We start from the raw sequence: 12894 nt of genomic DNA on the forward strand, positions 1-12894 counted from the left end.
CCCACAGCGGGTGTGCCTCCTTCGCCGCAACGATCCGCTCCACCAGATCCACTGCCGTCGCCCGGCCATGATTGAGCGGCGCCCGCGGCCGGTCATGCAGACCTTCCGGGCCGAACTCCCGGTACCGTCCCAGCCATTTGTAGCCGATCTTGCGCGACACCCCGAAGTCAGCACACAGCTGCGTCATCGTCTCATCACCCGCCAGGCACTCCACAACAAACCGAAGTCGTTCATCCATGATGTCAGTCTCTCGCCAAACCATCGCCGGTCCTCCCGGCGAAGGAGAAAACTGTCACCCATGCAATCAGTCCATTCTGTTACCTATCTATCCGGTTCGGACAGACGGCATCTTTCTCCCCGTCACTATGCGGGGAGAAATGCCCGGCAGGGCAATGAGGGGCAGCGCAAACCTGAAGCATTATCTCTGCTCTCGATCCTGCTCGCCCTTGAAAGCGTCGCGTCACCTGTCATATATTGAAGCGACAGATGACGTTAGGAGGCGAGCCCGTGGCGACGGCATCGAAAAAAACACCTGCGGCGCCAAGAAACAATGAACTGCAGAAGGTGGCCAGATTGCTCGGTGGCGCCCGCATCCTGTCGCGGCATCTCCGGAGCGCATTGGACGCCCATGAGTTGCTTGTTCACGGCCTGCCAGGTTCGGCGCTGGACCATCTGCTTGGGCAACTCGTCTTCATCCAGAAGACTGATTCGCTCGAGAAGGCCGTCGGCATGAGCTTGCGCACCTACCAGCGTCGTAAGGACGCCCCCTCCAAGCCGCTCAGCCAGGACCAGAGCGGACGAACCTGGAAATTCGCCGAGATCCTGTCGAAAGCGACCGACGTGTTCGGTTCACAGGCGGAAGCCGAGCAATGGCTGGAGCGCCCGGCGATCGGGCTCGACCAGCGCCGTCCCATCGATCTTCTGGCAACCCCGGCCGGTGTCGAGCTTGTGCAAGACTATCTTGAGCGGCTTGAATACGGCGTTTATGCATGACGCCGCTGCCGGCCGCACTTGGCGGCTCCGACCTCGTTGGCTGGCGTCTCGATCAGGCTGCGTTTGCGCCCACATGGGACAGTGGCGAGGGCGCATACAGGGTCGGCGGACGATGGAACAGCAGGGGCGTGCGCGCAGTCTACTGCTCAATCGATCCTTCGACGGCGATTCTCGAGGTCGCAGTCCACAAAGGTTTTAGGACGCTCGACACGATTGCGCATGTGATGACGGCGGCGATAGTCAGCGATGTCACGGATGTGCATATCGTCGACCCTGCCGCCGTTCCGAACCCTAATTGGCTGCGTCCGGGCATTCCGAGCTCTGGGCAGCAGGCATTCGGCGACGATCTTCTCAAACGGCACCGGTTCGTGGTGATTCCGAGCGCAGTATCCCAGAATAGCTGGAATCTGATCTTCGAGGCGAGCGCCGCGAAGGGCGCCTATGCCCTGAGGACCCAGGAAGCCTTTGCGCTCGATACGCGATTGCATCCGCCTCCTGCTAAATGACCGTTGCTTCTCTCGCTGCTTCGCTACCCTGCTGTTTCAATATCGTTTCCATGAAAATCGTATAATGCCAGAGATCGCAGGTCTCTGGTCAAATGCCGAACCTATGCTAGCCTGCCCCGGCTGGGCTGTCCCAGGCCGTGTGATCGAGGGATCAATCATGCTGTACATCCTTGCACTTCTCATCGGCGTCGTTGCCGGCCTTCGCGCCATGACCGCGCCTGCCGCCGTCGCTTGGGGCGCCTGGCTTGGCTGGCTGCCGGTCGCCGGAACCTGGGCCAGCTTCATGGGCCACTGGATCACCGTCGGCATCTTCACCATCCTGGCCATTGCCGAACTGGTCACCGACCAGTTGCCGTCCACGCCGAGCCGCAAGGTGCCGCAGCAGTTCGGCGCACGCATCGCTTTGGGCGCCTTCACCGGCGCGGTGATCGGCGCGACCGGCGGCGCCACCGTCGGCGGCCTGATCGCCGGCGCCATCGGCGCGGTTATCGGCACGCTGGGCGGCGCCGAGCTGCGCAAACGCCTGGCGCTGGCTTTCGGCAAGGACCAGCCCGCCGCCCTCGTCGAGGACGCGGTGGCGATCCTCAGTGGTCTGCTGATCGTGGCGGCGGTGGCATGACGGCAAAGCCATTCGACGCCATCATCATCGGCGCCGGCCAGGCCGGCCCGCCGCTCGCCGGCCGGCTGACGGCGGCCGGCATGAGCGTGGCGCTGATCGAGCGAAAGCTGGTCGGCGGCACCTGCGTCAACACCGGCTGCATGCCGACCAAGGCCATGGTGGCCAGCGCCTATGCCGCGCATCTCGCCCGCCGCGCCGCCGACTACGGCGTGACGCTCTCCGGTCCGGTCGGCGTCGACTACAAGGCGATCAAGGCACGCAAGGACAAGGTGTCGGACGACGCCCGCGAAAACCTCGAAAGCTGGATTGCCGGCATGGACAGATGCACGCTTTTTCGCGGCCATGCGCGCTTCGAGACGGCCGACACCGTGCGCGTCGGCGACGACCTGCTGGGCGCCAAAAAAATATTCATCAACACCGGCGGCCGCGCCTCGGTGCCTGATCTGCCGGGCGTCGACGACATTCCGTTCCTGACCAACTCGTCGATGATGGATCTCGACGTGCTGCCGCGCCACCTCGTCGTCGTCGGCGGCAGCTACGTCTCGCTCGAATTCGCGCAGATGTTTCGCCGTTTCGGTTCACAGGTCACGGTGATCGAAAAGAGCCCGCGGCTGATCGGCCGCGAGGACGAGGATGTCTCGGCCGCCATCCTGTCCATCCTCGAGAACGAAGACATCACGGTTCATCTCGGCGCCGGCGACATCAGCTTCGCCAGGCAGGGCAGCGACATCGCCGTGACTTTCACCGCCGGCAAGGCGCCGGCTGTCGGCTCGCATGTGCTGCTGGCAGTAGGCCGGACCCCCAACACCGACGATCTCGGCCTCGACAAGGCCGGCGTCGAGGCCGACAAACGCGGCTTCATTGTCGTCGACGACCAGCTGCGCACCAGCGTGCCCGGCATCTGGGCGATGGGCGACTGCAACGGCAAGGGCGCCTTCACCCACACCTCCTACAATGACTACGAGATCGTCGCCGCCAATCTGCTCGACAGCGACCCGCGCAGGGTGAGCGATCGCATCGAAGCCTATGCGCTCTATACCGACCCGCCGCTCGGCCGCTGCGGCATGACCGAGGCAGCGGTAAGAAAGTCCGGCCGCCGCGCGCTGGTCGGCCAGCGCCCGATGACACGCGTCGGCCGTGCCGTCGAGAAAGGCGAGGCGCAAGGTTTCATGAAGATCCTGGCCGATGCCGACACCAACGAAATCCTCGGCTGCTCGGTGCTCGGCCCCGGCGGCGACGAGGCGATACACTGCGTGCTCGATCTGATGTACGCCAAGGCGCCGATCAGCACGCTCGCGCGGGCCATGCACATCCACCCGAATGTCTCGGAACTTCTGCCGACGATCGCCCAGGAGTTGAAGCCGCTGGCGTAGGCCGGGCAGGCGTTGGACCAGTATGTCCGCGCCCGGCCGAGGAGAGCCTTGCGCCCATAGCGCCGAAAGCTGGACCAATCGACAGCGTAGCGGCGAAAGGGCATGTGTTCGGCCTCTTTCCAGGAGTCGTATCATGCAGAAATCGATCGAGCGTATCGTCGGCGACAGCGAGGGCGTTTCCTACGAATTCCCAGTCTTCCGCTTTGAAGGGTTCCGCTTCGAGGGAACGGACAAGGCGGCATCCTCGGCCTATCTGCAGGCCGCACTGCATGCCGGCGAACTGCCGGGGGTCGTCGCCATCGACGCGCTGATGCCGATGCTTGAAAAGGCCGAAGCCGAAGGCCGCATCAAGGGCGATATCACCATCGTGCCGCAAGCCAATCCGATCGGCCGCGCCCAGTATCATTTCGGCGAGCACCAGGGCCGTTTTCACCTGGGCACGCGCACCAACTTCAACCGCGGCTTTCCGCTGCTGGCCGCGCCTGACGTAAAATTGTTGCCCGACACCACGCTTGGCACTGCCGATCAGCGGCTGAAGAGCCGGCTGCTGCAGCTGTCGATCGGCCACGACATCGTGCTTGACCTGCACTGCGACGACGAGGGCCTTGCCTACCTCTATGTCCACACCAGCCTGTGGCCGGCCATGGCGGATTGTGCGGCGGCCATGGGCATCGATGCGGTGATCCTGTGGGATGAAGATACCGACGGCACCTTCGAAGGCGCCTCGATCACGCCGTATCTGAAGGTCCCTGCAGAGGTGGCGCGGTTCGACCGGCGCGTCGCCACCACGGTCGAGTATCGCGGCATACTCGATGTCGACGGCGCTCTGGCCGGCGCCGATGCCGAAGGGCTCTATCGGCTGCTGGTGGCGCGCGGCGTGGTCCTGGACCAGGCCCTGTCCACGTCCGGCGGCTTCACCGGGCCCAATTCTTTCACCGGTTTCGTCGCGCCGCTCGAAAACATCGACATGATGCCGGCGCCGCGGGCGGGCGCGGTCCTCTACGAGGTGAAGCCCGGCGACCGCGTGGCAAAAGGCGCGCTGCTCGCCACCATCGTCCATGCGCCAGGTGAAGCCGGCGGCCGCACCGAGGTGCTCGCGCCCCAGGCAGGCATCATCCTGACACGGCGTTCCCGGCGCATCATCCGCGCCGGCGAAGATCTGCTAAAATTGGTCGGCGACAGGAAAAGCGCCGATGCACGATCGGGAACGCTGGAGGATTGAGGGGTCATGCCCTTCTCCATGCCCTCGCCCTTCTCCACCCCTTCATTGGATCCTTCATTGAATCCAGTTGCGCGGCCGTTCAATCGCCGCTATTGGAATCGCCATGAACATGCGCTCGATCAAGACCGTTTGGTGGTGGGCTCGCTGACAGCGGCCTGTTCGAACGCGTGCGCGTGAAAAATAGAAGATGGCCGCAACGGAATGTCCGGGCGGCCATTTGTTTTTCAAAGCCATGCCCCGGGTCCGTTGCCCCCAAGACGCTGAAATATCCAAGACGCTGAAATAGCCAAGACGCTGATGGAGACGGCAATGACGACGAAAATTCTGGAGAACGGGGCGGAGCGCTTCGTCACCGCGGGTGGCGTGACGATTACCCGCGAGCGCCATGAACGGCCTTACCAAGGCGCGATCGACGCCTATGTCGACGGGCTGAATTCACGCCGCGGCGCCGTGTTTTCCTCGAATTACGAATATCCCGGCCGCTATACGCGTTGGGACACCGCCATCATCGACCCGCCGCTGGTGATCTCGGCGCGTGGCCGCGCCATGCGCATCGAGGCGCTGAACAGCCGCGGCGAGATGCTTCTGCCGGTGGTCGGCAAGGCGCTCGGCGGCCTTGACGAGGTGACGATCGCCGAGACGTCGAAAAAACTGATCCGCCTCGACGTCGCCAAGCCCGCCCAGGTCTTCACCGAAGAACGTGTCTTCACCGAGGAAGAACGCAGCCGCGTTCCCTCCGTCTTCACCGTGCTGCGCGCCATCACCGCTCTGTTCAAGACGGAGGAAGACGCCAATCTCGGCCTCTACGGCGCCTTCGGCTACGATCTCGCCTTCCAGTTCGATCCGGTCGACTACAAGCTCGAGCGCCAGCAAGGCCAGCGCGACCTCGTGCTGTTCCTGCCCGACGAGATTCTGGTCGTCGACCACTATTCGACAAAAGCCTGGACCGACCGCTACGACTATTCCAGCGATGGGTTTTCGACGCAGGGATTGCCGCGCGACGAAATCGTCGAGCCGTTCAGGACCGCCGACCGCATCCCGCCGCGCGGCGACCATGAGCCCGGCGAATATGCCAATCTGGTGCGCAAGGCGATGCAGAGTTTCAAGCGCGGCGACCTGTTCGAGGTGGTGCCCGGCCAGATGTTCTACGAGCGCTGCGAGACGCCGCCCTCCGACATCTCCCGCAAGCTGAAGGCCATCAACCCCTCGCCCTATTCCTTCTTCATCAATCTCGGCGAAGGCGAATATTTGGTCGGCGCCTCGCCCGAGATGTTCGTGCGCGTCAACGGCCGCCGTGTCGAGACCTGCCCGATCTCCGGCACGATCAAGCGCGGCGGCGACGCCATTTCCGATAGCGAGCAGATCCTGAAGCTGCTCAATTCGAAGAAGGACGAATCCGAGCTGACCATGTGCTCGGACGTCGACCGCAACGACAAGTCGAGGGTCTGCGACCCGGGCTCGGTGCGCGTCATCGGCCGTCGCCAGATCGAGATGTATTCGCGGCTGATCCACACCGTCGACCATATCGAGGGGCGGCTGCGCGAAGGCATGGACGCCTTCGACGCGTTCTTGTCGCATGCCTGGGCGGTCACCGTCACCGGCGCGCCGAAATTATGGGCGATGCGCTTCATCGAGCAGAACGAGAAGAGCCCGCGCGCCTGGTATGGCGGGGCGATCGGCATGGTCAATTTCAACGGTGACATGAACACCGGCATGACGCTTCGCACCATCCGCATCAAGGACGGCATCGCCGAAGTGCGCGCCGGCGCTACGCTGCTCTTCGACAGCATTCCCGAGGAAGAAGAAGCCGAAACCGAACTGAAGGCATCCGCCATGATCTCCGCCATCCGCGACGCCAAATCAGGCAATGCCGCCGACACCGAACGCGCCACCGCGCGCGTCGGCGACGGCGTCAACATCCTGCTGGTCGACCACGAGGACTCCTTCGTCCACACGCTGGCCAATTATTTCCGCCAGACCGGCGCCAATGTCTCGACCGTGCGCACCCCTGTGCCGGACGAGGTCTTCGACCGGCTGAAACCCAATCTCGTCGTGCTGTCGCCCGGTCCCGGCACGCCGAAGGATTTTGACTGCGCCGCCACCATCAAGCGGGCCCGCGCGCGCGACCTGCCGATCTTCGGCGTCTGCCTCGGCCTGCAGGCGCTGGCCGAAGCCTATGGCGGAGAGCTGCGGCAGCTGCACGTGCCGATGCATGGCAAACCGTCGCGCATCCGCGTGTCGAAGCCGGGCATCATCTTTTCCGGCCTGCCCAAGGAGGTGACGGTCGGCCGCTATCACTCGATTTTCGCCGATCCGGTCCGCCTGCCGGACGGCTTCGTCGTCACCGCCGAGACGGAAGAAGGCGTCATCATGGCCTTCGAGCACAGCAAGGAGCCGATCGCCGCAGTGCAGTTCCACCCGGAATCGATCATGACGCTCGGCCACAATGCCGGCATGCGCATCATCGAGAACATCGTTGCGCATCTGCCGCGCAAAGCCAAGGAAAAGGCGGCTTAGGGCGAGGAGTTTCGTGTTGAGGTTTGCGCCCTACGTCGCCCCCCTCTGTCCTGCCCTCCTTGCCAAAACTTGGCATCTCCGCCACTTGGGGGGAGATTGTCTCTCATTTCGGCTTTCGCCAATCTCAAGCATTGCAGATCTAGCCCGAATATCTCGCACGACGTCATCCATGACAGCCGATCTCCCCCCTTGTGGGGGAGATGTCCGGCAGGACAGAGGGGGGCGCCGAAGAACGCGGCTTCCTCAATGACAACAGCCGAAATCAAGGCGGCCAGCAAGCGCAAGGTCGCCAGCCTCGCCTTCTGGTCGATCATCGTCGCCTTCGTCGTGCTCGGCCTGAAGCTGGCGGCCTGGTACGTCACCGGCTCCGTGGCGCTGTATTCGGACGCGCTGGAATCGATCGTCAACGTCATTGCCTCTGCCACCGCCTATTGGGCGATCCAGGTCAGCCACAAGCCGGCCGACCAGGATCATCCGTTCGGCCACCACAAGGCCGAGTATTTCTCGGCTGTTTTGGAAGGCGTGCTGATCGTGCTGGCAGCCCTTCTGATCCTCAACGAAGTGTGGTGGTCCCTGCGGCATCCCGTCCCGCTCGAACAGCCCTGGACCGGCCTCGCCATCAACGGCGTCGCGACGGTGATCAACGCCTTCTGGGCCATGACGCTGATCCGTGCCGGCCGTGCCGAAAAATCACCGGCACTGGTCGCCGACGGCAGGCACATCATGACCGACGTGGCGACCTCGGTCGGCGTGTTCATGGGTGTGGTCGGCGCCGTGCTGACCGGCTGGCAAGTCCTCGATCCCGCTCTTGCCGTCATCGTTGCGCTGAACATCCTGTGGCAGGGCTGGCACGTCATCGGCTCGTCGATGAACGGACTGATGGACCGCGCCGTCGACACGCAGGAGCACATGCGCATCCGCGACATCATCTCGGCCAATTGCAAGGGCGCGCTGGAAGTCCACGACCTGAAGACGCGGATTGCCGGCCGCGCCACCTTCATCGAGTTCCACCTGGTCGTCGACGCCAACATGTCGGTGGGCGCCAGCCACGTCATCTGCGACCGCATCGAGGATGCGCTGAAGGCGGAAATCCCCTCGGTGCGCGTCACCATCCATGTCGAGCCCGACGACGAGGCAAAACTGCCCAGGGGCACGACCGCCGTGCCGTTCGCGTGAGGCCTGAGAGACGCCGGCTTCCCTGCCATGACAAACGTCGAGCCGGCGCAGAACCTCTATGTCAGAGGGACAGCACCCCCCTCTGTCCTGCCCTCTTTGCCACTACTTGGCATCTCCCCCGCAAGGGGGGAGATTGGTCGTCATCCCGGCCTTCGCTAGTCTTGAGCGTTGGAAATTTAGAGCCGCCAAATGAAGCTGCCGATCTCCCCCCTTGCGGGGGAGATGCCAAGTGGGGGCAAAGAGGGCAGGACAGAGGGGGGTGGGACGGATCGTTGCCGCCGCCATTCTGATCCGAGGATCCGATCAACGCGCGCAGGCAGCCTGCGGCATCGGCTCAAGCCGATAGACCTTGTCGTCGGAAGCGGTCTCGCCTTCTGCTGCCTTCGAGCACAGGTCGACGATCGGCAGGCTGCTGTTGGGATTGGCCAGCATCATCGTGCCGTTGGCGCCGCGGCGCAGATAAATCTCCCTGGCCGCGATGTCGCAGGAAAAGTCGCTCGTCGTTCCGCTCGCCACACAGCGCCACTGGTCTGCTTCGCCGTCACAACTGTAGCTCTGCGTGACCTCTACGGCACTTTGGCGCGTGGTGACGGAAACTTCTATGTCGGCGCCATCAGGCCAATTTGCCGTCTCGCCATCCTTGGCGAAAGCGGCCAGTTCGATCGGGCCCCGGAAAACCCGGATGGTGTGGGTAAGCTGATCGGGATGCGAGCCGAGATGCGCGGCATCGTAGTCGCGCCCGTAGCAGAACGGCTGGTCCGGTTTCAGCCGCTCGCGCAGCGGTGCTCCCAGCGCCGGATCGACCGGATCGATGCGCGCGAATTCGGCCTTGCAGGTCTCACCCGGCATGCGGTCGAGCCGGAAGCCGTCGTCTTCCGTGCCGAGTGCCTGCCTGGAAAACTCCGTTTCGCCAAGTTCATCCTCGGCGCCGGCATCGAGATAAAGGCTGCGATGCACGCCGGAGACGATCAGCCGGCCTTTTTCGTCGACGTTCAGCAAGGCCATGGTGCGGTCGCATTCCATGCCGCAATGGATCTCGCCCGACTGCGGACCGTCCTTGCCGCACCACCCGCCAACCCATTCGGGCTTGTAGGCGCCGCGCACCGTCGTCGCCAAAAAACCGTTGTAGCCGGATGGACCCCTGCTCGGCTCCTCGTTCGGAGGGCTGACCGGATCGCTGCCAAAATAGAAGAAAATCCGTCCCACCTTCTGGTTCGGGTGCAGCTTGAGATGCGCGGCATCGTAGATACGCCCGAAACAGCCATCCTTGCCGTCCGGGCTGAGTTCGGTGAGCTCAGGCGTGTCGTCGGCAAGGGCCGTGCCGGCGACAGCGGCCAGCAAGGCGACAGCAAGTCCGGCGCCCACAATGGTCTTCCCCACAATGGTCTTCCCCCCAATGGTCTTCGATGTCATGTGCCCTCCTCGCCCGACCCCTCTTCGCCCGACCACGACGTAACGTCAATTTATGCTAGGATCGAGGCCGAAGCCACGCAATTTGCCAGGACAAAGTGGAGAACGACATGATGCGACGCCGCGACATTTTCCGCGTGGCCCTTGCCGGCGCCGCCGGTCTTCTTGGGCTGCGCCAGGTCAAGGCGGCGGCCATGGCAGAGGAAAGGCAGAAGGTCGCCTATCACCTCAGCGACCTCGACAAGGTCGGCTTCGCGCTTGGCAATATCAAGAACCACTATGAGGGCACCGGCGGCAAGGTCGACATCGTGCTGGTCGTGCACGGACCGGCACTCGCCGCCTTCAAGTCGAAGAGCGCGTCGGCTGCCGTTTCCAGCCGTTTTTCCGGCCTGGTCCGCGACGGGCTGGCCCCGCATGCTTGCGCCAACACCATGCAGGGCATGGACGTTGCGCTCACCGATCTGCTCGACGGCTTCCATGCCGCCGCGACCGGCGGCGTCGTCAAGCTCGCCGAATTGCAGCGCCAGGGCTACGCCTATTTGCGGCCCTGAACCTCTGCGGCTTGGACATGAGCACGGCGAGGCCCTACGAAGGGCAGGAGAGCCCCGGAGGAATGCCAGCCACCACAACCGCCCCAGACACCGCCACACGTGTCACCTCCACCCCTGTCGCTTCCGCCCTTGTCGCCCCCACTTTGGCGACCTCGCCGGCAAGGCGGTGCTGGTCACCGCGACCGGCATCGGGGCGGCACTTGCACTGGCTTACGCCGCGCAGAAATGCCGCGTCGCGCTGCATTACAATTCAAGTCGGCGAAAACCTGGCCAAAACCATCCGCAACGGCGGTGGCGAGGTATTCCCGGTCCAGGGCGATTTCTCGTTTCCTGCCGATGTCGAGCGCGTCGTCACGCGCAGCATTTCGGCCGGCTCGATGGCCTGGTCAACAATGCCGCCTCGGCCGCGTGCCAAAGCCGAACTGGCCGAGGCGCATTGCGACGCGGACCTCAACGCCCGCTCCGTGCTGACCGCATCACGCCAGGCGATGCCAAGGCTGAAGCGCCAGGGCGGCTTCATCGTCAACACCTCGTCGATCGCGGCACGCAATGGCGCCGGCGGCGGCGCCGGCCTCTATGGCTCGGCTCGTCTCCACCCGCGGCATGGCCAAGGAACTGATCGGCTCGCGTTAACGCGGTGGCGCCGGGCACCATCGCCTTCCATGAGCGCTATTCGACCGAGGAGCAGGCCATGGTTGCCACCATTCCGCAGGGCCGCGCCGGCACGCCGCAGAACTGCGTCGGCGCGTTCCTCTCGTCAGCCCTGTTGAGCGGCTGCATCACCGGGCACGACGGAGGCCAGTTGATGCCGTGAGCGGCGACCTGGATACTTGTCGCAGCAAGCAACGGAGAAACCGGCAATGTATGGTCTGATCGGCAAGATGCGGGCGACGCGCGGCCAGCGCGACGCAATGATGGACGTCCTGCTTGCCAGCACCGGCGCCATGCCGGGCTGCCTGAGCTACATCATCGCCACCGATCCGGCCGATGCCGACGCGATCTGGGTGACCGAGGTATGGACCGACCAGGCAAGCCACAAGGCTTCGCTGCAATTGCCGGAAGTCCAGGCGGCGATTGCCAAGGCGCGGCCGATCATCGCCGGGTTCGAGTTCCAGGTGGAAACGCATCCTGTTGGTGGGTTTGGGTTGGCCAAGGCGGGATAGGCTGGCGGAACAGCGCGCCCTTGGGGGAGATCGGCCGTCCCGGCTTTCGCCAATCTCTGATGGTGCAAGAGTGGGCGGGACGCTGAAGCTGCCAATCTCCCCCCTCGTGGGGGAGATGCCGAGTCATGGCAAAGAGGGCAGGACAGAGGGGGCGCGAAGGATCGCGACGCAAGGCGTTACCACCCCCCCACCATACTCCCCGCAAAAACGGTTCGCATTTTTCGCCGGCCGGTCTAAGAGCCGGATATGGACTCTTTCCCGAACCCACCGGCCCCGAACCCGTCGGCCATCGAGCATCTGGCGCGGATGCCCAAGGTCTGGCAGTGGCTGGTGCTGCTGATTTTCTCGATCCTGTTTGCCGGCGCGCTGGAATTCGGCGCCTTGCCGGCAGCGCTGCTGATCGGACCGATGCTGGCGGCGATCCTGGCCGGCACCAACGGCGCAACGGTGCGTGTGCTACGCCCTTTGTTCGGCGCCGCCCAGGCGATCGTTGGCTGCCTTGTCGCCGCTTCGATCTCCGCCGACATCTTTCCGCTCTTCTACAAGGAATGGCCGCTGTTTCTCGGCGCCGTGGTAGCCACCGTTGCGGCGTCCAGTCTGCTCGGCTGGCTGATCAGCCGCTGGCGTATCCTGCCCGGCACCACCGCGGTCTGGGGCTCATCGCCGGGCGCGGCCACCGCTATGGTGCTGATGGCCGGCGCCTTCGGCGCCGACCAGCGCCTCGTCGCCTTCATGCAATATCTGCGCGTCATCTTTGTCTCGATGACTGCCGCAGTTGTCGCAAGGGTCGACACATCAGGCATCGAGATCCCGGCCATCATCTGGTTCCCGCCGATCGATCCGTTGGCATTTGCCGCGACGCTTGGCGTGGCGCTCGTTGGCAGCCTCATCGGCAAGCTGTTCAGGCTGCCGTCACCCTTCTTCCTTGGCACCTTCATTCTCGGCACTGCGGTGCATCTCGGACTTGGCGTGACGATGCAGTTGCCGCCCTGGCTGCTCGCCCTCGGCTATACGATGATCGGCTGGACCATCGGCCTGAATTTCACCAGGGCGATTCTGCGGCACGCGACGCGTGCGCTGCCGCAGATCGTCGGCTCGATCATCATCCTCATCGCGTTCTGCGGCGGCCTCGGCTTCATGATCAGCCATATGCTCGGCATCGATCCGCTGACCGCCTATCTGGCGACCAGCCCCGGCGGCATGGACAGCGTCGCCATCATCGCCGCCGCCGCACAGCATGTCGACATCTCCTTCGTCATGGCGCTGCAATCGGCCCGCTTCCTCGTCGTGCTGCTGGTCGGACCGAGCGTGGCGCGGCTGGTGGCGCGAAGTCTGAAGAAATAAAGGGCAGTCTGCGGCTGCAG

At 64.1% G+C, this 12894-nt stretch carries 13 protein-coding genes and 1 pseudogene; 11 read left to right on the plus strand and 3 right to left on the minus strand.

The features are described from left to right. Positions 1 to 262: helix-turn-helix domain-containing protein (locus tag BLT09_RS15800; RefSeq protein WP_139172603.1), on the minus strand; the 262-nt coding region annotated here is incomplete at its 3' end. Between the two features lie 245 nt (positions 263 to 507). On the opposite strand from BLT09_RS15800, the gene parS reads away from it, so the two are divergent. From parS to BLT09_RS15825, 5 genes are all read left to right on the plus strand, one after another. Then, positions 508 to 993 carry a type II RES/Xre toxin-antitoxin system antitoxin gene (parS, locus tag BLT09_RS15805; RefSeq protein ID WP_236473042.1) on the plus strand — a complete coding sequence of 162 codons (486 nt, stop codon included), beginning with the start codon at positions 508 to 510 and terminating at the stop codon, positions 991 to 993. Next, the gene (locus BLT09_RS15810) at positions 990 to 1499 is read left to right on the plus strand and encodes an RES family NAD+ phosphorylase (protein WP_091594540.1); all 510 of its coding nucleotides are present in this window, start codon (positions 990 to 992) and stop codon (positions 1497 to 1499) included. The genes parS and BLT09_RS15810 overlap by 4 nt, the downstream gene beginning before the upstream one ends. A 157-nt stretch (positions 1500 to 1656) precedes the next feature. Next, positions 1657 to 2118 (plus strand): DUF4126 domain-containing protein, encoded by a 462-nt coding sequence (locus BLT09_RS15815; RefSeq protein WP_091594541.1) that lies wholly within the window; start codon positions 1657 to 1659, stop codon positions 2116 to 2118. Continuing rightward, positions 2115 to 3491, plus strand: coding sequence for an FAD-containing oxidoreductase (locus BLT09_RS15820; RefSeq protein ID WP_091594543.1), 1377 nt, complete (start codon positions 2115 to 2117; stop codon positions 3489 to 3491). The genes BLT09_RS15815 and BLT09_RS15820 overlap by 4 nt, the downstream gene beginning before the upstream one ends. A 133-nt stretch (positions 3492 to 3624) precedes the next feature. After that, positions 3625 to 4713 (plus strand): succinylglutamate desuccinylase/aspartoacylase family protein, encoded by a 1089-nt coding sequence (locus tag BLT09_RS15825; RefSeq protein WP_091594546.1) that lies wholly within the window; start codon positions 3625 to 3627, stop codon positions 4711 to 4713. A 54-nt stretch (positions 4714 to 4767) separates the two neighbouring features. Here the strand turns inward: BLT09_RS15825 and BLT09_RS15830 are convergent, their stop codons facing one another. Further along, positions 4768 to 4947 (minus strand): hypothetical protein, encoded by a 180-nt coding sequence (locus BLT09_RS15830; protein ID WP_091594548.1) that lies wholly within the window; start codon positions 4945 to 4947, stop codon positions 4768 to 4770. A 75-nt stretch (positions 4948 to 5022) separates the two neighbouring features. Here BLT09_RS15830 and BLT09_RS15835 point away from each other — a divergent pair, with 75 nt between their 5' ends. Then, positions 5023 to 7230 (plus strand): anthranilate synthase, encoded by a 2208-nt coding sequence (locus BLT09_RS15835; RefSeq protein WP_091594894.1) that lies wholly within the window; start codon positions 5023 to 5025, stop codon positions 7228 to 7230. Between the two features lie 246 nt (positions 7231 to 7476). Next, positions 7477 to 8406 (plus strand): cation diffusion facilitator family transporter, encoded by a 930-nt coding sequence (locus tag BLT09_RS15840; RefSeq protein WP_091594550.1) that lies wholly within the window; start codon positions 7477 to 7479, stop codon positions 8404 to 8406. A gap of 303 nt (positions 8407 to 8709) precedes the next feature. On the opposite strand, the gene BLT09_RS15845 is transcribed toward BLT09_RS15840, so the two are convergent. Further along, on the minus strand, positions 8710 to 9819 hold the full coding sequence (locus BLT09_RS15845) for a hypothetical protein (RefSeq protein ID WP_091594552.1): 1110 nt from the start codon (positions 9817 to 9819) through the stop codon (positions 8710 to 8712). Positions 9820 to 9929: 110 nt separating this feature from the next. Here BLT09_RS15845 and BLT09_RS15850 point away from each other — a divergent pair, with 110 nt between their 5' ends. The 4 genes and pseudogenes from BLT09_RS15850 to BLT09_RS15865 all read left to right on the plus strand — a co-directional run bounded on the left by BLT09_RS15850 (position 9930) and on the right by BLT09_RS15865 (position 12874). Next, the gene (locus tag BLT09_RS15850; protein WP_091594896.1) at positions 9930 to 10367 is read left to right on the plus strand and encodes a DsrE family protein; all 438 of its coding nucleotides are present in this window, start codon (positions 9930 to 9932) and stop codon (positions 10365 to 10367) included. A 166-nt stretch (positions 10368 to 10533) separates the two neighbouring features. Beyond that, a pseudogene (locus BLT09_RS15855) lies at positions 10534 to 11181 on the plus strand (SDR family NAD(P)-dependent oxidoreductase). A 46-nt stretch (positions 11182 to 11227) separates the two neighbouring features. Beyond that, a complete protein-coding gene (locus BLT09_RS15860; RefSeq protein ID WP_091594554.1) occupies positions 11228 to 11530 on the plus strand; it encodes a putative quinol monooxygenase in 303 nt (100 codons plus the stop codon). Positions 11531 to 11776: 246 nt separating this feature from the next. Continuing rightward, entirely contained in the window at positions 11777 to 12874 is a 1098-nt protein-coding gene (locus BLT09_RS15865; RefSeq protein ID WP_091594556.1) for an AbrB family transcriptional regulator, read from the plus strand. Positions 12875 to 12894 lie beyond the last annotated feature (20 nt).

Origin of the sequence: Mesorhizobium muleiense (genome assembly GCF_900099905.1) — a bacterium.
In the GTDB taxonomy this organism is placed as follows: Bacteria; Pseudomonadota; Alphaproteobacteria; order Rhizobiales; family Rhizobiaceae; genus Mesorhizobium; species Mesorhizobium muleiense.

Bases quoted from the DNA above. Each gene is read 5' to 3' on its own strand.
- BLT09_RS15810 (WP_091594540.1), top strand. From the start codon at position 990: ATGACGCCGCTGCCGGCCGCACTTGGCGGCTCCGACCTCGTTGGCTGG.
- BLT09_RS15815 (WP_091594541.1), top strand. From the start codon at position 1,657: ATGCTGTACATCCTTGCACTTCTCATCGGCGTCGTTGCCGGCCTTCGC.
- BLT09_RS15820 (WP_091594543.1), top strand. From the start codon at position 2,115: ATGACGGCAAAGCCATTCGACGCCATCATCATCGGCGCCGGCCAGGCC.
- BLT09_RS15825 (WP_091594546.1), top strand. From the start codon at position 3,625: ATGCAGAAATCGATCGAGCGTATCGTCGGCGACAGCGAGGGCGTTTCC.
- BLT09_RS15830 (WP_091594548.1), bottom strand. From the start codon at position 4,947: ATGGCTTTGAAAAACAAATGGCCGCCCGGACATTCCGTTGCGGCCATC.
- BLT09_RS15835 (WP_091594894.1), top strand. From the start codon at position 5,023: ATGACGACGAAAATTCTGGAGAACGGGGCGGAGCGCTTCGTCACCGCG.
- BLT09_RS15840 (WP_091594550.1), top strand. From the start codon at position 7,477: ATGACAACAGCCGAAATCAAGGCGGCCAGCAAGCGCAAGGTCGCCAGC.
- BLT09_RS15845 (WP_091594552.1), bottom strand. From the start codon at position 9,819: ATGACATCGAAGACCATTGGGGGGAAGACCATTGTGGGGAAGACCATT.
- BLT09_RS15850 (WP_091594896.1), top strand. From the start codon at position 9,930: ATGCGACGCCGCGACATTTTCCGCGTGGCCCTTGCCGGCGCCGCCGGT.
- BLT09_RS15860 (WP_091594554.1), top strand. From the start codon at position 11,228: ATGTATGGTCTGATCGGCAAGATGCGGGCGACGCGCGGCCAGCGCGAC.
- BLT09_RS15865 (WP_091594556.1), top strand. From the start codon at position 11,777: ATGGACTCTTTCCCGAACCCACCGGCCCCGAACCCGTCGGCCATCGAG.